The following is a 21,270-nucleotide window of genomic DNA, read 5'->3' as shown; positions in this document are numbered from 1 at the left end:
TTTAATCTGTGGCTAATAATGATAGTGTGAATTAGTGTAATTCGTGGCGAAAAAAAAAATTTATATGAAGTTAAGAAATAAAATTACCTCGATTTGTGTTGGAATTTTTTCGTTTGCTGCAACAGCGCAAAACAACAGCGACCTAAAACTTTGGTACGATAAACCTGCTGCAATCTGGAACGAAGCTTTGCCTTTGGGTAATGGTCGTTTAGGGGCAATGGTCTTCGGCGATCCTGCGGTTGAACGTTTACAATTGAACGAAGAAACGATTTGGGCGGGTTCTCCAAACAGCAACGCCCATTCGAAATCATTAAAAGCTTTACCAATTGTAAGACAGTTAATTTTTGACGGAAAATTTGATGAAGCGCAGGAATTAGCTACTCAGGATATTATGTCGCAAACCAATGACGGAATGCCTTATCAAACTTTTGGGAGCGTTTATATTTCGTTTCCGGGACATCAAAAATATTCGAATTACTACAGAGATTTAGATATTGCAAATGCTACTGCAAAAGTAAAATACACGGTGAATGGCGTTGAATTTACCAGAGAAATTCTAACCTCATTTTCTGATCAGGTAATTGTGGTGAAACTTTTGGCAAGTCAGCCGGGTCAGATTACAGCGAATGTTTTTATGAACAGTCCGCTTGATAAAACGGTTTCGGGAACAGAAGGCGATCAAATTTTATTATCCGGAATTGGAAGCAATTTCGAAGGTGTAAAAGGGAAAGTGAAATTTCAGGGACGTTTAATTGCCAAAAATAAAGGCGGAGAAGTTTCAGCCAGCAACGGAATCATTAGTATCAACAAAGCAGATGAAGTGACGCTTTATATTTCGATTGCAACAAATTTTAAAAATTATCAGGATATCAGCGGTGATGAAATTGCGAAAAGCAAAGACTATTTGGCTAAAGCCGAAGTAAAAGATTTTGCCACTATTAAAAAAGATCATGTTTCCTATTATCAGAAATTCTTCAATAGAGTTTCTTTCGATTTAGGAACAAACGAAGCGGCGAAGAAACCAACAAACGAAAGAATCAGGGATTTCTCAAAACAATTTGATCCGCAATTGGCGAGTTTATATTTTCAGTTTGGTCGTTATCTTTTGATTTCGAGTTCACAACCTGGCGGTCAGCCAGCTAATTTACAAGGGATTTGGAACGATATGGTAACGCCTCCATGGGACAGTAAGTACACCACAAACATAAATGCTGAGATGAATTACTGGCCGGCAGAAGTAACGAACCTTTCAGAAATGCATGAACCGTTTATTCAAATGGCAAAAGAGTTAAGCGTGACAGGAGCCGAAACAGCAAAAATAATGTACAATGCAAAGGGTTGGGTTTTGCATCATAATACTGATATTTGGCGTGTAACTGCTCCGGTTGATTATGCTGCATCCGGAATGTGGCCAACAGGTGGTGCATGGGTAAGTCAGGATTTATGGGAAAGATATTTATACACAGGAGATAAAAATTATTTAAAGGAGATTTATCCGATAATAAAAGGCGCAGCAGATTTCTTTTTAGATTTCATGATTATCGATCCCAATACAGGTTATCTGGTGGTTGTTCCTTCAAGTTCTCCTGAAAACACGCATGCTGGCGGAACAGGAAAAGCAACAATTGCATCGGGAACCACGATGGACAATCAGTTGATTTTTGATTTGTTTACGCACGTTATCGAAGCTTCAAAATTGGTTGCTCCAGATGAAGCTTACGCCAAAAAAGTAAGTGAAGCTTTGGCTAAAATGCCTCCAATGAAAGTAGGAAAGCACAGTCAGTTACAAGAATGGCAGGAAGATTGGGACAATCCGGAGGACAAACACAGGCACGTTTCGCATTTGTACGGTTTGTTTCCAAGCAATCAGATTTCGCCAATTGAAACACCGGAACTGTTTGAAGCTGCAAAGAATTCACTGAATTACAGAGGAGACGAATCTACAGGTTGGTCAATGGGATGGAAAGTCAATTTATGGGCAAGATTGTTAGACGGAGATCATGCTTATAAACTATTACAGGATCAATTGCATCTGGTTACGGCAGAACAAAGAAAAGGCGGCGGAACGTATCCGAATATGTTAGATGCGCACCAACCGTTTCAAATTGATGGAAATTTTGGATGCACAGCCGGAATTGCCGAAATGCTAATGCAAAGTCAGGAAGATGCGATCCTCTTATTACCGGCTTTACCAAGTGTCTGGAAAGACGGTAGTATAAAAGGTCTGGTGACCAGAGGCGGTTTTGTAATCGATATGAGTTGGAAAAACAATAAAATTTCGACTTTAAAAATTTACTCAAAACTAGGAGGGAACTGCAGATTGAAATTAGAAAATATACTAAAAGCAGATAAAGGAATTTATATTAAAAAAGCAAAGGGAAAAAATCCTAATCAATTATTTTATGATGTCGAAGTAAAGAAACCAATTATATCAGATCATGCGAATTTGAAGAAAGTGGTTTTACCAAAATATAATATATATGATGTTCAGACAAAAGCAGGACAGACGTATACCTTTTACGGGAATTAGAATTATCCTAACAGGTTTTTAAAACCTGTTAGGTATAGATTGATAGTGTAGTTTGTAGTGTGATTTCTCCCTCCGGTCGAAATGACAAAACAATGGGAATAGGCATTAGTTGTGTGAAGAACAAACAGCCCGATTCGCCGCAGCGAAACACACCCAAAGAATAAGTTTTTAAATAATAATTAGAATATGTTACACCATTTCAAATACAAAATAATAGCTTTCCTAATCTTGATTTCAGCCTTAAATATAGGTTGTAAATCAGGCGTAAATCAGTCTCAAAAAGGAACTTCGGTGGTTTTGAATCCCGCAAATTTCAAACATTACGTTGATTATTTCAATACAATGGAAGATGAGAATTTAAAATTTGCGATTCCGAATAACAGTGCCTGGGGTTGGATGGAGAAAAATATCCCGTTGTTTGAGTGTCCGCAGCAAAATTTTGAGGAGATTTATTATTTTAGATGGTGGAGTGCACGAAAACACATCAAGAAAACACCTCAGGGATATGCGATTACAGAATTTTTGGTAGATCGTTCGTATGCTGATAAATACAATATGATTAGTTGTGCTTTGGGGCATCACATTAACGAATTCAGATGGTTACACAATCCGGAATATTTGGAGCAGGATGTACATTTATGGTTTAGGGGAAATGATGGTAAACCCATGAAAAAACTCAGAACTTTTAGCAGTTGGACGGCGGATGCTTTGTACAATCGCTATTTAGTGAATAAAGATGATAAATTTTTATTGGATATGTATCCTGATCTGGTTGCCGAATATGCCGCTTGGGAAGGTGATAGAAAACGTAAAGACGGTTTGTTCTGGCAGTTTGATGTTAAGGACGGTATGGAAGAATCATTGAGCGGAGCCAGAAAATTTAGAAATGCACGCCCAACGATCAACAGTTATATGTTTGGAAATGCTGCAGCTTTGGCTAAAATAGCCAAGCTGAAAGGAGACACTAAACAAGAGAATTATTTTGAGGCAAAAGCCGATACATTACAAAAATTGGTAGAAACAAAACTGTGGAATGCTAAAAGTGAATTCTTCGAAACGTTTACAGAAAAAGATACTTTGGCACAGGTTAGAGAAGCGATTGGGTTTATTCCGTGGTATTTTAATCTGCCACAGAAAGACAAAGGATTTGAAAAAGCTTGGGAACAAATTAAGGACGAAAAAGGATTTTCGGCACCGTTTGGATTAACAACCGCGGAGAGAAGAAGTCCGCGTTTTAGATCACACGGAACAGGAACTTGTGAATGGGATGGTGCGATCTGGCCTTTTGCGAGTTCTCAGACTTTAACAGCATTGGCGAATGTCTTGAATAATTACGATCAGAATTTTGTTGCTAAGCCGGATTATTTCAAACAAATGAATCTGTATGTAGAATCGCAATATTATCGCGGAAGACCTTATTTGGGCGAATATCTGGACGAAACGACTGGATATTGGTTAATGGGTGACAAAGAAAGAAGTCGTTATTACAATCATTCGACTTTTAATGATTTGATGATTACAGGATTGGTAGGTTTACGACCAAGAGCAGATGAAAAAATTGAAGTAAATCCGTTGATTCCACAAGACAAATGGGATTGGTTTTGTCTGGATAATGTTTTATATCATGGCAATATTGTTACGATTCTTTGGGATAAAACAGGAGAAAAGTATAAAAAAGGAAAAGGTTTCAGGATCTTTAAAAACGGGAAGGAAATTGCGGTTTCTGAGAAGTTGGAGAAATTGGTTTCTGAATAAATATTGGCGAACGGGTTTAATGAATTAAGCAGATTGACACAGGTTTTATTCTCATTTTGTGTCATTGCTCTCAGAGATTTCTCGTTCATCTAAATGACAAACCAAATCGAAAATAAAATAAAATTCGCAATAATCTGTTTGATCGGTTAAAATCTGCAGGCAAAGAATCAACGCATTACATACTAAAATACAACTTATGAAAAGGTTTTTTTTACATACAACATTCATCATTTTAACCCTGATTTCAATTTCGGCGAAAGCCCAAAACAAAATCGGCGTTACAAATTTGCAATGCGAAATGCTCAGCAATCCGGAAGGAATTGATGTCGTTCAGCCACGATTGAGCTGGCAAATAAATGCGAATGTTAGTGATGTAAAACAGACCGCATATCAGATTATTGTGTCTTCGACTTTAGAGAATCTGAACGCGAATAAAGGTGATTTATGGGATACTGGAAAAGTACAAAGCAACGCATCTGTCAATATTATTTATAACGGAAAACGACTGGAAAACCGTCAAAATGCTTTTTGGAAAGTGATTCTCTGGACGAATAAAGGTGAAATTCAATCAGTAGATAAAGCTCATTTTAGTATGGGTATCATGAATTATGCTGACTGGAAATCAACACGCTGGATTGGGTACGAAAAAGCTTCTGCAGGAGATAGTATATCTCAATATTCTAAATTATCAGCAAGATATCTTCGAAAAGAAATCAACTTAAAAAAACAAGTTAAAAGTGCCAAAGTCTACATCATGGGAATGGGATTATATGAGTTGTACATTAACGGAAATAAAATTGGTGATCAGGTTTTGGCGCCTGTTCCTACGGATTATACAAAGAATGTAAAATATAATGTTTTTGATGTGACTTCTCAACTTAAAGAAGGTAAAAATATGTTAGGAACGATTTTAGGAAATGGACGTTTTTTTACGATGCGTCAGGATTTTAAACCGTATAAAATCAAAACTTTTGGTTATCCAAAAATGGCTTTGCAATTGTATGTTGAATATACAGATGGAACAAAAGAAGTAATCAGAACGGATGATACCTGGAAAGTAACCACAAATGGACCCATTTTATCTAATAATGAATATGATGGAGAGGAATACGATGCCCGCAAGGAATTGAAAAATTGGAACACCACCAATTTTGATGATAAAAATTGGTTTCAGGCAGAATATGTTCAGGAACCGGGCGGTTTTTATGAGGCGCAAATGACACCTAATATGAAAATTATGGGTGAGGTAAAACCAATTTCGATCAAACAAACGCCTAAAGGAACTTATATCTTGGATATGGGACAGAATATGGTAGGTTGGCTGCAATTGAAGGTAAAAGGTAAAAGTGGCGACAAAGTGATTTTGAAATTTGCCGAATCCTTGCAAGCAGATGGTTCTTTGTATATCGAAAATTTACGTGACGCCAGAACAACAGATGTTTATACTTTAAAAGGCGAAGGCGAAGAAATTTGGGAACCAACTTTTGTTTTTCACGGTTTTAGATTTGTCGAAGTTTCAGGATTTCCGACGAAACCAACGCTGGATAATTTTGTTGGAAAAGTAGTTTACGACGATATTAAAACGACCGGAACTTTTGAATCTTCAGACGCTGTGATGAATCAGATTTTCAAGAATGCCTATTGGGGAATAAGTGGCAATTATAAAGGGATGCCAATCGATTGTCCGCAGCGAAATGAGCGTCAGCCCTGGCTTGGCGACAGAACAACCGGAGCTTATGGCGAAAGTTTTTTATTCGATAACCAAACTTTATACGCAAAATGGCTGGATGATATTAAAAATGCACAAACGGCAGATGGCGGAATTCCGGATGTTGCACCGGCTTTCTGGCGGTATTATGGCGATAATGTAACCTGGCCCGGAACTTATATTACGGTTGCTGAAATGCTGTACCAGCAATTTGGCGATAAAAAAGTAATTGAAAAACATTATCCGTCGATGAAAAAATGGGTGGTGTATATGGAACAGAATTATTTGGTTAAGGATTTAATGACCAAAGATAAATATGGAGATTGGTGCGTTCCGCCGGAATCATTAGAATTAATTCACTCGAAGGATTCAGCAAGAACTACCAATGGCGAATTAATTGCCAGTGCTTTTTATTATCATTTACTGCAAAAAATGAAAAAGTTTGCTACTATAAATGGAAATAATTCAGATGATATTCAATATTATGATTCACTTTCTGAGAGAGTGAAAACGGCTTTTAATGTGAAGTTTTTCAATGCTTCTAAAAACAATTATGCCAACAATACGGTAACAGCAAATTTGCTTCCATTAGCTTTTGGAATGGTTCCTGAAAATCTTCAGTCGAAAGTATTTGAAAATATTGTTCATGAAGTCGAAGTAACCTATAATGGTCATATTAGTACCGGAGTTATTGGGACTCAGTTTTTAATGCGAACCTTATCTGAGTACGGAAGACCAGATTTGAGCTATAAACTGGCTTCGAATGATACTTACCCAAGTTGGGGTTATATGGCAAAGAATGGTGCAACAACAATCTGGGAATTGTGGAATGGAAATACTGCTGATCCTAAAATGAATTCTCAAAATCATGTGATGTTATTAGGCGATTTACTGATTTGGTATTACGAGAATATTGCCGGAATCAAGAGCAATCCTGAAACTCCGGGGTTCAAACAAATCATCATGAAACCAGATTTCGAAACCGGATTAACCTTTGTGAATGCTTCTTACGAATCGATTCACGGAACGATAAAGAGTAACTGGAAGAAAACTAAAAATAATTTGCAATGGAATATTACGATTCCTGCCAATACTTCGGCAATAGTTTATTTGCCTTCAACGAAAGTTTCAGCTGTAACTTTAGACAATAAAAAGTTAGATAAAACTGCGGTATCTTATAAAGTAGAAAACAATAAACTTATTCTGATATTGCCTTCTGGTTCTTATGTTTTAAATGTAAAATAGTAATAGCAGCACTTAAGCGCATATAATCTTGCTTCAGATCTTTGTCAAAGTTTAAAATTTTGACAAAGATTTTTGCTATTGTCTGGTCTGCCATTGTTAAAAAACGCAAAAAGTATCCCATTTAAAAAAAATTCGGGACAGTACAGGATGGATCTTTAGAATTTTAGTGTCATTTTTACACTTAATAAATAATTTTGTGCGAAAAATTATCAGGAATGCATTTAAAAGCAAAAATTTTAATTCAAAATAAAAAATAATAATGAAGATAATAAAAGTAACATTTGTGTTATTGGGTCTTTTACTCTTGGGAAGTTGCAAACCAACTTTACAAAATAAGACCTGGAAAGAAGGAATTTTAGTAGATGAATTTATATATGATAAAGCACCTTATCCGTCTTGCCACGCTGTTACAATTGTTGAAGCTTCAAATGGGGATTTAGTTTCATCCTGGTTTGGAGGAACGCACGAAAGACATCCGGATGTTTGTATTTATGTAAGTATAAAACCAAAAGGAAGCGATAAATGGAGCGAAGGCATTAAAGTGGCTGACGGCGCGATGAAAGAAGGCCCGAGATTACCAACATGGAATCCTGTTTTATATCAAATTCCTGGTGGCGATTTAATGCTTTTCTATAAAATTGGTCCAAAACCATCTGAATGGTGGGGTGTAATCAGAACTTCATCTGATAACGGAAAAACCTGGTCTGAGGCGAAAAAAATGCCGGAAGGTTTCTTAGGACCAATCAAAAACAAACCGGTTTTATTAAGCAACGGAACTTTATTGTGCCCTTCAAGTATCGAAGGCGACGGCTGGAGACTTCGCATGGAATCTACTCCTGATTTTGGAAAAACATGGGTAATGGGCGATACTTTATCGCGAGGAAAACAAAAGATAAATGCAATTCAGCCAAGTATTCTTTTTCATAAAGACGGAAGTATACAGGCGATTGGAAGAACGAGAAACAGAGCTATTTTTAGTACTTTTTCTAAAGACAACGGAAAAACATGGTCTGATATAGAATTAATTGGTCTGCCAAATAATAACTCAGGAACAGATGCGGTAACGCTTAAAGACGGAAGACATTTGTTAGTTTACAATCATGTCTTACCTCCGGGAACAGAAGCAAAAGGTCCAAGAACGCCATTGAATGTTTCAGTTTCTAAAGACGGAATTCACTGGGATGCAGCGTTAGTATTAGAAGATTCAAAAATTAGTCAATATTCGTATCCATCCATGATCCAGAGTTCTGACGGAATGGTACATATCGTTTACACATGGAGAAGGGAAAAATTGAAATATGTAAAAATTGATCCAAGCAAACTAAAAACGATTCAAATCAAAAACGGAATCTGGCCCGGAGATGAGAACAAAGTAGTAACGGCTGTAAAAGCTGAAGAAGAGTAAGAATTTAAATTTAACCATTAAGATATTAAGTTTCATTAAGCTTAACTTTCTTAATGGTAAAAAACAAAAATATGAAGTCAATTTATTTAAAAAAAAATATTATTATTTTATTTTTTGCTGTTTTGTGCACTAGTTTCAATAGTTGTGCAACGGCTCAGTCATCAAATAACAAACAGCGCTATAAAGTTGCGGTTTGCGACTGGATGATTTTAAAAAGACAAAAATTAGGCTCTTTTGCTCTCGCAGCTGAAATAAAAGCTGACGGAATAGAACTGGATATGGGAGGTTTAGGAAACCGCCCAACCTTTGACAGTAAATTAGGAGATCCAATCGAAAGACAAAAGTTTCTGGATAAATCCAAAGAATTGAATGTCGGAATCAGTTCGATAGCCATGTCCGGATTTTACGCGCAGTCTTTTGCAAAAAGAGAAACTATCGCGCCCATGATCGAAGATTGTGTAAAAGCAATGAAAGACATGAAGGTCAAAGTCGCTTATCTTCCTTTAGGGACGGAAAGTGATTTGGTGAAAAATCCTGAATTACGTCCTGTAATTATCGAAAGATTAAAATGGGCGGGAAAACAAGTAGGCAAAATTGGTGGAGTTATAGCAATTGAAACATCATTAGACGCTACCGAAGAAAAAAAACTATTAGAAGAAATAGGTTCTAAATATGTCAAAAGTTCTTTCAATTTTGCGAACGCCGTAGATAACGGAAGAGATATTGTAACCGAATTAAATATTTTGGGTAAAAAACATCTGGCACAAATTCATGCTTCAAATACAGACAAAGTCTGGCTTGAAAACGATACCGCGATCGATATGCCAAAAATAAAACAAGCGCTGGACAAAATGAAATGGAGTGGCTGGCTAATCGTAGAACGTTCCAGAGATGTTACACAGGTTCATAATGTAAAAGCGAATTATGGCGCAAACGTTGCGTACTTAAAACGTGTTTTTCAGAATTAAATAAAGAGGAATCTGCCAGATCTGCAAAATCTGCGAGTGTTAATTTTTGACGTAGATTTTGCAGATTAAGCAGATTTATTCTCATTTTTTGTCATCTCAACGAAGAAGAGATCACACAAACTTCATTCTCACTGTTGCTGAATATTGGATGTGATTTCTCTTTCGTCGAAATGACAAACTAAACAGAAATTTTCAAGAATAAAATTCCAATACCATGAAATATTTAAGTTTACTTTTTTTAGGTTTTTACGTCACTATTGCAACAGCGCAAAACATTACCATAGTTAATGATGTCAATTCGCCCAGAGCTAAATTCGGTGCCGGAAAACTATCAGAAACACTTACTTCTAAAGGTTTCAAAATCACCTCTGCAAATAAAATCAAAAGCTCAAAAGACCAGTTGATTGTTATTGGAGAAAAGGGAACTGATTTCTGGAAACAGAATGCAAAGAATGCCAAAATAGATGATAGTAAACTCATCAAAAAAGAAGGCTTCCAGATTCGTAGCCAAAAAAACATCATTTATATAGAAGGAACAGATGCATCAGGAGCTTTATACGGCGCTATGGAATTGGTGGATCGTATTAAAACTTCAGGTAAGATTCCAACAGAAATAAATATCGAAGACAGTCCTGAAATGGTTTTAAGGGGAGCTTGTATCGGTATGCAGAAAACAACTTATCTGCCGGGCAGAGATGTTTATGAATATCCGTATACGCCGGAAACTTTTCCGTGGTTTTACGATAAAAAATTATGGACAAAGTATCTGGATATGCTGGTTGATAACAGAATGAATTCCTTGTATTTATGGAACGGACATCCGTTTGCTTCATTGGTAAAACTTAAAGATTATCCGTTTGCTTTAGAAGTAAGTGAGGAAGATTTCAAAAAGAACGAAGAGATCTATAATTTCCTGACCGAAGAAGCCAATAAAAGAGGAATTTGGGTGATTCAGATGTTTTACAATATCATTGTTTCCAAACCTTTTGCAGAACATTATAATATTAAAACACAGGATCGTTCGCGTCCAATTACACCTTTGCTTTCAGATTACACAAGAAAATCAATTGCCGCTTTTATCGAGAAATATCCAAATGTTGGTTTATTAGTTTGTTTGGGAGAAGCCATAAACACCATCGATGATGACGTAGAATGGTTTACCAAAACGATTATTCCCGGAGTTCAGGATGGTTTAAAAGCGTTGGGAAGAACAGATGAACCGCCAATTATTTTGCGTTCGCACGATACCGATGGACCTTTGGTTATGGAAAAATCGCTTCCCTTATATAAAAATCTCTACACAGAAAGTAAATATACCGGAGAATCCCTCACGACTTATACACCAGGCGGACCTTGGGGAGAAACACATAAACAGTTAAGTGCTTTAAAATCGATTCATATCGAGAACGTACATATTCTGGCCAATTTAGAACCTTTCAGATACGGTTCACCTGATTTTATCCAGAAAACAGTAAAAGCCATGCACAGTGTTCACGGTGCCAATGCATTGCATTTGTATCCTCAGGCATCTTATTGGGATTGGCCTTATTCAGCAGATAAAACAAAAACGGGCGAACGAATTCTCGAAATGGATCGTGACTGGATTTGGTACAAAGCGTGGGCAAGATATGCATGGGACAGTAAAAGAGATCGAAATCAGGAAGTTAAATTTTGGGATACAGATCTGGCGGCGAAATACGGAACAGATACAGAAGCCGCCAATAACATCTTAAAAGCCTACGAAGAAACCGGAGAAATTGCGCCAAAGACGTTAAGACGTTTTGGAATTACCGAAGGAAACCGTCAGACTTTATTACTAGGAATGTTCGAAAGCCAATTGGTAAATCCTGCAAAATGGCGTGTTTATCCTGGTTTTCATGAATCGTGCGGACCTGCCGGCGAATTGCTTTTAGAATACGCTAAAAAAGAGTGGAATAAAGAACCGCATTCTGGTGAACTGCCAACTCAAATTATTGCCGAAATCACTGAACACGGTAGATTAGCGGTTGAAGCCATTGACAAAGCGGAACCAAAAGTGACAAAAGACAAAGAAGAGTTTTTACGCCTTAAAAACGATATGCATGCCTATAAAGCTTTCGCCGATTTCTTTTCAGAAAAAGTAAAAGCAGCATTATTGGTTTTGCGATACAGTTACTCAAATGATATTTCAGATCTTGACAAAGCGCTTCCGCATTTAGAAAAAAGTATCGAATATTATGAGTTATTGGTTGATCTTACAAAGGACACATATTACTATGCTAACAGTATGCAAACTGCACAACGCCGTATTCCGATTGGTGGAGACGACGGAAACAACAAAACATGGAAGGAATTATTGCCACATTACGAACGTGAATTGGTTAATTTTAAAAGAAACTTAGGGCTATTAAAATCATCAAAGGATGGTAAGATAGCAACCACAGAAGGCAAACCATGGCAAACTGCAGAAGTCACTTTATTAAGTGAAAGCAAAGGGACTTATGCAGTAAAAAACGGAACAAAAGTATACGGAACACCAATTTCTGAGCTTACAAAAGTAGCTCCGGAATTGCAAAACCTGAAAGGAATTACATTCGATGAAACTTCTCAAAACGAGAACGGAACGCAGCTGAAATTCAAAAACACCAAAGCCGTGAAACTGGTTGTAGGTTATTTCAATTCAGATCAGAAGAGATTTTTATTTCCGCCAAGTTTAGAGACAGACGCAGCCGGAAATGCTCACGGTCAGGCCGAAGTGATCTTAGCAAGTGCCATGAATCTTAAAGAATTACCACGTGTAAATATTCATACCTATACTTTTCAGCCTGGCGAAAACAAACTCGATTTAGGCAAAGGAAGAGTATTAATTTTAGGATTTATAGATGCCAATCAAACCATAACACCACGAGATGTGGGTTATATCGATGCAGGAGAAAAAGGCGCGATAGACTGGTTGTTTTATTAATAGTATTGAGAATAAAGTTTCTAATTTGGGCGTATTCGCCGCGGCGAACGGACTATCCGCGATATCTTTTTATTTTTAAAGAAAAAATAAAAAGGATATCGCTTCTATCCCTAACGCAATCCAAACGTCATCGAGACCTGACAGGTTTTAAAAACCTGTCAAGTCTAACTTAAGATATAAACACAATCTTGTCACCCTCGACGAAGGAGAGATCACATCCAGAAAGCAACGAACTGTGAGGATTCAGCAAATTCGATGTCTGTGATTGAGAATATAAACACAATCTTGTCATATCGACGAAGGAGAGATCACATCCAGAGAACAACGAACTCTGAGGATTCAGTAAATTCGATGTCTGTGATTAAGAATATAAACACAATCTTGTCATCTCGACGAAGGAGAGATCACATCCAGAGAGCAACGAACGGTGAGGATTCAGTATATGTCATTTCTCCTTCGAAATAACAAAAACACTGAAATAACCTTATATCGCTTATATGGTTTAATAAAAATATAAGGTTCAAAAAAATATGAAGAAAATAGTTTTTTTTATTTTTTGTTTTTGCTCAAGTAGTTGCCTTGTTTGGAGTCAGGGCAATAGTTCAGTAAAATTTCGTCAGGAAATTTCGCTGAACTCCGCTTGGGCTACTATTGTTTTAGACCAGCTTCCAAAACAAGAAGATGCTTTTGTCAATGATCCCAAAACCGATGCACAATGGCAACGCGTAAATGTACCACACAATTGGGATCAGTATTACGGATTCAGAAGAACAAAACATGGTAATTTGCACGGAACTGCCTGGTATCAAAAATCATTAAAACTGGATAAATTGGTTAAAGGAAAAAGACTTTTCCTTTATTTTGAAGGTGTAAGTTCCTATGCGACCGTTTGGGTAAATGGTAAAAAAGCCGGAGAACACAAAGGCGGAAGAACTACTTTTACAATCGACATTACCCAATTAGTAGTTTTAGGAAAAGAAAATAAGATTCTGGTAAAAGCGGCACATCCATCTTTTATTGCTGATTTGCCGTGGGTTTGCGGAGGATGTTCCGGCGAATGGGGGTTCTCTGAAGGATCCCAGCCTATGGGGATTTTCAGACCAGTTTCTTTAATAATTACAAACGAAATCAGAATTGAACCTTTTGGCGTTCATATCTGGAATGATGCTTCGACTTCTAAAGAAAAAGCAATTCTTCACATGACAACCGAAATCAAAAATTATGGTGTTTTAAAACAAAATTTAACTGTAGAAAATATCCTTTTTGATAAAGACGGAGAAAAAGTAGTTTCAGTAAAAAGTAAGGTAGCCATTAATTCTAATGAAATAAAAGAAATAGCGCAAACACTGCCTGAGATTCTTCAGCCTAAATTGTGGTCGCCATCAAATTCATATCTATACGAATTGGTTACGTCTGTTTATGAAAACGGAAAAAAAATTGACGAACTAAAAACGCCTTACGGAATCCGTTGGGTGAGTTGGCCGGTTAGCAGAGACGGAAAAGACAATCGGTTTTTTATCAACGATCAACCTTTATTCATCAACGGAACCTGCGAATACGAACATTTAATTGGGAACAGCCATTCGTTTTCAGACGAACAGATTCATTCCAGAATCGAACAAATAAAAGCGGCTGGATTTAATGCGTTTAGAGAAGCACATCAGCCCCATAATTTATTGTACCAAAAAGAACTGGACGAAAACGGAATTCTGTTTTGGAGTCAGTTTTCGGCACATATCTGGTACGACACGCCAGAGTTTAAAGAGAATTTCAAAACCCTGTTGCGAGAATGGATTAAAGAACGTAGAAACAGTCCGTCGGTTGTCATGTGGGGATTACAAAACGAAAGTACAATCCCAATGGAATTTGCTGAAGAATGTACTAAAATAATCCGAGAAATGGACCCGATGTCAGCTTCGCAACGTATTGTCACGACTTGTAATGGAGGTGAAGGAACAGATTGGAATGTTGTACAAAACTGGTCAGGAACGTATGGAGGCGATCCGTTAAAATACCATCTTGAAATGACCACCCAGTTATTAAACGGTGAATACGGTGCATGGCGTACAGCAGATTTGCATACTGAAGGTGAGTTTGATCAAAAAGGAATTTTGAGTGAAAACAGATTTTCCCAATTAATGGAGATTAAAATCCGTGAAGCCGAATCGGTAAAAGATAAAATTGCGGGACAATTCAACTGGCTTTTTGCTTCGCATGAAAATCCGGGACGCGTTCAGAACGGAGAAGGTTTTAGAGACATTGACAAAGTTGGACCAGTTAATTATAAAGGACTTTTTACCATTTGGGGAGAACCTCAGGATGCGTATTATATGTACCGTGCCAATTACGTTTCGAATAAAACCAACCCAATGGTATATATCGTTTCGCACACCTGGCCAAGCCGTTGGGATTCGGTGGGAATAAAAAACGGAATCGATGTTTATTCGAATTGTGATGAAGTCGAATTGTTTAATGAAGTTAATAAAACATCATTAGGAAAATTAAAAAATCCAGGCTTAGGTCAGCATTTTCAATGGAATAATGTCAATATTCAGTACAATGTTTTGTATGCTGTTGGTTATGTAAATGGTGTGGCTGTAGCCAAAGACTATATTGTTTTGAACACACTTCCTAAAGCGCCAAATCTAGCCGAATTATACACAGATAAGGCAGATATTTTAGAATCAAAAAAAGGATACAATTATATTTACAGAGTCAATTGTGGAGGTTCTGAACTGACAGACAGCTCCGGAAATATTTGGTTAACTGACACACACAAAAGCGTTCAAAATACCTGGGGTTCATTATCATGGACAGATAAATTCGAAAAACTTCCGGACTTTTATGCGAGTCAGCGTAGCACTTTTGATCCTGTAATGGGCACAAAAGACCCTGTATTGTTTCAAAGTTTCAGATACGGAGTTGATAAATTAAATTACGAATTTCCTGCACCGGACGGAGAATATTTAGTCGAATTATACTTTACAGAACCTTGGTACGGAACTGGCGGAGGATTAGATTGCAAAGGCTGGCGTTTATTTGATGTTGCGATCAATGACAATGTAGTTTTAAAAGACTTTGATATCTGGTCAGAAACAGGACACGACAAAGCCTTGAAGAAAACATTTACTGTAAAAAGCAAAAACGGAAAAATCAATATTTCTTTCCCAAATGTAAAAGCGGGACAAGCGATTATTTCTGCCATTGCCATTGCGACCAAAAACAAGAAGGTTAAGCCTGCAAATGCATCGCCAAAAAATATTGAGAATGTTGTTCTAAGTTCTCAAATCCAAAATGAATCAAAAATTGCTTCGTGGCTGGATATCAATTCAAAACAATATTCAGATTCAGATGTTGTTTTTACCCAGTTACCTTCGGAAGTTTTTGGAGCTGATTATTTGCAGTTTTTATCTCAGTCTAAGATTAAAGGTTCTTTTACATTAAAAGAAAACTCAGATTTATATCTTTTGATTGACAATAAAATAAAAACAAAATTTGCGTGGTTATCAGATTATAAAAAATCAGAAGAAATTGCAAAAAACAGTAATAATGTTGAATTTAGTATTTTTTCTAAAAAGGTAAAAAAAGGAGAAAAAGTATCTTTTGATAATTCAGAAGTTTTGAGTTCTATTATTGTCGTTCCAAATTATGATATGGGCGAAAAGGACGATTCAAGACCTGTAGTAGTTATCGAAGCAGAAAATACAAAAACCACAGGAACCGATATTGTAAAAGGAAATTTCAAAAAAGCGGATTATATCGAGTTTACAAAAAAGACACATAATAGTATTGAGTTTGAAGTAAAACCAGGAGTTGCCGGAATTTATTTGATGCGTTTTAAATTCATGAATCGAAACGAAACACCATTAAAAGTAAATTTCAAAATGGAAGACGCTTACGGAATTTTGATGCGAAATGATACGATAGAGTTCTTTCCTTCACCGGAAAAATGGAAGGTTTTGAATACCACTTCTGGAGGATATATTAATGCAGGTACGTATAAAATTACGCTGGAAGCGGAGGATTTAAAAGGATTGATGTTGGATAATTTTGAATTTCAATAGTGGTTTTGCCACGAAGGCACAAAGACGCAAAGGTTTAATAAAGATTAGTAGTGTGTATAATTAGCCACGAAGACACAAAGGCGCGAAGGTTTAATAAAGATTTTTATTGTAGAGGCGCACAGCAGTGCGTCTACGTTCCAATTGTCAGGCTGAGCTAAGTCGAAGCTACGCAAAGAGAGTTTCGCCTCATTTTTGTCATCCCGAGGAACGAGGGATCACATTAGAAATTCCGAATAGAATAGTGTTATTCTTTGTCGAGTTACGTGTGTGATTTATCTGCCGAAGCTGAATGTCATTAGGTTAAGCTTTTTTAAAGACAATTATGGCTAAAAAAATTCGCGCAAAGTCGCAAAGAAAATGGATGTAAACTTGGCGGCTTGGCACCTTTGCGCGAAATCCATTTAAGGATTACGGAATATTGGGTTGGACTTCGCTCAGTCTGACAAATAGGGGGTATATTTTAGATTAGAATAAAAAATATAATTATGATTAAACATAAAAAAAATTTACAAAAAACAGTAATTGCAATATCATTATTATTGCTCTCAACAATTGGTTTTTCACAAGAAAAAAAAGCCAGAATCATCGAAGACTTCAATAAAAACTGGAACTTCAAACTAGGAGATTATCCAACGGCAATTCAGTCTGATTTTAAAACTACCGATTGGAGAACGCTTCAATTGCCACACGATTGGAGTATCGAAGGGGCTTTTGACAAAGACAGTAAAACAAAACAGGCACAAGGATTTTTACCTGCCGGGAAAGGTTGGTATCGTAAAGTATTTACTGTTCCTGCAAATTGGAAAAACAAATCGGTTTCGATAGAATTTGACGGTGTTTTTAAAAATAGCGAAGTATTTATTAATGGACATTCATTAGGAATTCGTCCTAATGGGTATATTTCCTTTGGGTTCGATTTGTCAAAATATTTGAATTTTGACAAAAAGGAAAATGTAATTGCTGTAAAAGTCGATAACGATGCGCAACCTAATTCAAGATGGTACACGGGGTCCGGAATTTACAGGAATGTACGTTTAGTTGCGAGCGAGAAACTGCACGTAGGGAAGTGGGGAACTTTTGTAACAACGCCGGAAGTTGCTGCGGCAAAATCAAAAATACATTTAGAAGTCACGATTGATAATGACAATGGTATTGCAAAAGAATTTAAATTGGTTACTTCAATTTTAAATGCTGAAAATAAAGAAGTGGCTAGTTTTACTTCAACTGAAAAAATAAGAGCAAAAACATCAGAGAAAAAGATTCACGATTTGGTTTTAAATCAGCCAAAACTATGGAGCACAGAGAATCCCTATTTGTATAAAGTGGTAACTAAAGTTTATGAAGGATCTAAATTGGTGGATGATTATGAAACACCTCTTGGTTTCCGATTTTTTGATTTTGATGCTGAAAAAGGTTTTTCATTAAACGGGAAACCAACCAAAATATTGGGCGTTTGCCTGCATCACGATAATGGCGCATTGGGCGCTGTAGAAAATATTCATGCCGTGAGAAGAAAGCTTAAAATCTTGAAAGAAATGGGAACCAATGCGATTAGAATGTCGCATAATCCGCACTCTCTGGAAATGATGCAGCTGTGTGATGAAATGGGATTTATTGTTCAGGATGAAGCTTTTGATGTTTGGAAGAAGAAAAAAGTAACCAACGATTACCATAAAGACTGGGATGCATGGCACAAACAGGATCTGGAAGATTTTATCAAAAGAGACCGCAATCATCCATCTGTAATGATGTGGAGTATTGGTAACGAAATCAGGGAACAATTCGACAGTACCGGAATTGCCATTACAAGAGAATTAGCCAAGATTGTAAAATCGTTAGATACTACTCGTCCCGTAACTGCGGCTTTGACAGAGAATATAATCGAGAAAAATTTTATTTATCAATCCGGTGCTTTGGATCTTTTGGGTTTCAACTACAAACACGAAGATTACAAAGATTTTCCTGAACGTTTTAAGGGACAGAAAATATTAGCTTCTGAAAGTGTTTCGGCGTTGGAAACGCGTGGACATTATGATTTTCCAGATGGAATTAAAGCCTGGCCAACAAAGCACGGTGCTGCGTTTGATGGAAATGCAGATTGGACGGTTTCGGCCTATGATCAGGTAAAATCATATTGGGGAGCTACGCACGAAGAAAATTGGAAAACTATTAAGAAACAGGATTTCATGGCGGGAACTTTTATCTGGACTGGATTCGATTATATTGGCGAACCGGATCCGTATCCATATCCGGCAAGAAGTTCTTATTTCGGAATCATCGATTTGGCCGGACTTCCAAAAGATGTGTATTATATGTATAAAAGCGAATGGACAACGAAACCTGTGCTATATATTTTTCCGCACTGGAACTGGAAAGCAGGACAGGAAGTCGATGTTTGGGCGTATTACAACAATGCTGATGAAGTTGAATTATTCCTTAACGGAAAATCACTTGGGAAAAAATCAAAACAGAATGATGACTTACATATTTCATGGCGTGTAAAATTTGAACCCGGAGCGATAAAAGCAGTATCTAGAAAAGATGGGAAAGTAGTTTTAGAGGCAGCAATTCATACAGCCGGAGAAGCTTCTAAAATTGATTTAAAAGCTGATAAAACGACGATCAAAAATGATACTTATGATTTGGTTTATGTAACGGTTTCTATTGTAGACAAGGATGGAAATTTACTTCCTAACGCTAATGATTTAATTAATTTTGAAGTTTTGGGTGGAGGAAAATTAGTTGGCGTTGATAATGGATATCAGGCCAATTTGGATTCTTTTAAAGCCAGTTCCTGCAAATTGTTTAATGGAAAATGTATTGTAATTATTCAGTCGAATGGGAAGAACGAGGCTATTCAATTGAAAGCTTCAGGGGGAAAGGAAATTCCAATTTCATCTATTGAAGTTAAGGTGCAATAATTTTAATTATTTCGCGCAGATTTTAAAGATTTAAGCAGATAATCGCAGATTTATTTGAAAGTAAATTATAGCAAATTTTAAATTTGTTCTCATCTGTAAAATCTGCGTGAAACAGTCTTTTTTGTGGTTATTTCAATATTATTTGATCTAATTATGTTTGTTCTTTGTAGTAAAATAATTCTATATTAGCGTAAACAAACAGATTTATAAGCCTGAATATTTAATCGCAAATAGAAAATAACGAAATGATTTGTACCATTTACTCGCACCAAACTGGTTTCGAAAATATTAAAGAAATAATCTTATTGAATTTCCCAAAAGGGGAAGTTTCAATAAACAAAGAAGATGAATGTGATGTCATCGAAATTGAAATTAAAGAAGGGCCTTTGAATTCCTGGGGAAAGATAGAAATTTTGTATCGTGAAAGACTCGAGCCGTATTATCAAATTCCTGAAATCAACGATTCGACTTTTACAGCAAATCTAAAAGGATTTTACGGATTCGTAAATTCATTGCCAACTGTCGACGAGAAAGTCAAAGATTTGTTTCTGCGTAAAATCCAGACCCTGAATTGTGAGTTTACAGTAATTCAGGAAGAGGGCGAAGTCAAAGATTTAAAGAAGATAATAGCAAATTTAGCACTGGAACTTGATGCTGTTTTATTTGTGCAGCCAGATAGTATTATCAGCAGATCTGGTGGACAGCACTTTTTGGACAAAAATCTGAACCTTATTATTGATATCGAAGGAAATTGTGAAATTGATACTTTAGATGTCAAAATCGATTCCCTTTATTTTGATGAAGATCAAAATGCTTTAGAAGAAGATCAGAAACTCAGAAAAGAAAATAACGAAAAAATTCTTGAGAATTATACGATCAAAATCAACAGAAATCTTCCTTGTATAGAATCTGAAAGCGAAACTACTTTAAGAACCCCAAAAGAAATTGCACAACGTGTTAGCGTTTTGGCGGTAGTAAATTTGGTTGCATTTAATAGTATTTCTCCCGAGGAAGCCACTGAGTATTTGCAAAATTATAAGCTGTGGAATTTTGTAACTGAGAATGAAAAGGAATTTCTGGCGAATCCTACAGACGATAAAAAAGCAAACGAAAGCTGGAAATGCGAAGGAATCTGGGTTTTGATGTGGGCATTAAACAAAGTTGAAACACTGGATTTTCCGAATGAATTTTGTGATTTAGAAAACTTAGATCCTGATGATTATCCTGTTGGTCAGGATAAAGACCCAAATTTTTTTATTGATGCAATCGTTTCAACAAGATCTAAAAGTGAAATTTTGGATGTCAATGATTTGTATTACAGATTTAATTGGGCTTGCGTAGATGAAAGAATTAATGGCAGGGAAATAGAAGGAATTAATCCGGGGATCGTTTATGAAAGACAATATGCTTTAAACTGGCTTGTTAATTATATGGAGCAGGATTGGGATAGTGTTACTTGCGATACCTAGAATTTACTAATTAATTTTATTGCAATCCCTATAGCGATCTGAAACAGAGAATTTTACCGCAAAGCGCGCAAAGTTATATTAATGCGATTTTCTAAGAATTAAAGTTCCCAAAGCTTGGTATTGAAACAGCTTTGCGAACTCTTTATTTATCAACGTAATATTAGGCAAAAAAACTTTGCGTTCTTTGCGGTTAATTTTTTATTACGCTATTAAAAACAAACATTCCGCCCCAAAAAATGAAGCGGAATGTTCTAATTAAAA

The 21,270-nt window shown here is 36.5% G+C and carries 9 protein-coding genes; all 9 read left to right on the top strand.

The features are described from left to right. The first annotated feature begins 64 nt into the window (after positions 1-64). The 9 genes from QLQ94_RS18330 (at position 65) to QLQ94_RS18290 (ending at position 21,009) form a co-directional block, all read left to right on the top strand. The gene (locus QLQ94_RS18330) at positions 65-2,530 is read left to right on the top strand and encodes a glycoside hydrolase family 95 protein (protein ID WP_482498070.1); all 2,466 of its coding nucleotides are present in this window, start codon (positions 65-67) and stop codon (positions 2,528-2,530) included. 186 nt (positions 2,531-2,716) lie between these two features. Then, a complete protein-coding gene (locus QLQ94_RS18325; RefSeq protein WP_271334175.1) occupies positions 2,717-4,285 on the top strand; it encodes an MGH1-like glycoside hydrolase domain-containing protein in 1,569 nt (522 codons plus the stop codon). Between the two features lie 196 nt (positions 4,286-4,481). After that, the gene (locus QLQ94_RS18320; RefSeq protein WP_271334176.1) at positions 4,482-7,238 is read left to right on the top strand and encodes a glycoside hydrolase family 78 protein; all 2,757 of its coding nucleotides are present in this window, start codon (positions 4,482-4,484) and stop codon (positions 7,236-7,238) included. Positions 7,239-7,497: 259 nt separating this feature from the next. After that, entirely contained in the window at positions 7,498-8,643 is a 1,146-nt protein-coding gene (locus QLQ94_RS18315; protein ID WP_271334177.1) for a sialidase family protein, read from the top strand. A gap of 71 nt (positions 8,644-8,714) precedes the next feature. After that, positions 8,715-9,611 carry a sugar phosphate isomerase/epimerase family protein gene (locus tag QLQ94_RS18310; protein ID WP_271334178.1) on the top strand — a complete coding sequence of 299 codons (897 nt, stop codon included), beginning with the start codon at positions 8,715-8,717 and terminating at the stop codon, positions 9,609-9,611. A 214-nt stretch (positions 9,612-9,825) separates the two neighbouring features. Continuing rightward, entirely contained in the window at positions 9,826-12,555 is a 2,730-nt protein-coding gene (locus QLQ94_RS18305; RefSeq protein WP_482498067.1) for an alpha-d-galacturonidase, read from the top strand. A gap of 530 nt (positions 12,556-13,085) precedes the next feature. Further along, on the top strand, positions 13,086-16,619 hold the full coding sequence (locus tag QLQ94_RS18300; RefSeq protein WP_482498066.1) for a malectin domain-containing carbohydrate-binding protein: 3,534 nt from the start codon (positions 13,086-13,088) through the stop codon (positions 16,617-16,619). Positions 16,620-17,104: 485 nt separating this feature from the next. Further along, positions 17,105-19,540 (top strand): glycoside hydrolase family 2 TIM barrel-domain containing protein, encoded by a 2,436-nt coding sequence (locus QLQ94_RS18295; RefSeq protein WP_482498064.1) that lies wholly within the window; start codon positions 17,105-17,107, stop codon positions 19,538-19,540. Positions 19,541-19,785: 245 nt separating this feature from the next. Beyond that, positions 19,786-21,009, top strand: coding sequence for a DUF4272 domain-containing protein (locus tag QLQ94_RS18290; protein WP_271334182.1), 1,224 nt, complete (start codon positions 19,786-19,788; stop codon positions 21,007-21,009). Positions 21,010-21,270: the final 261 nt, after the last annotated feature.

It is taken from the genome of Flavobacterium sp. B114r (assembly GCF_056824125.1).
This window is presented reverse-complemented; position numbering and strand designations above follow the sequence as displayed.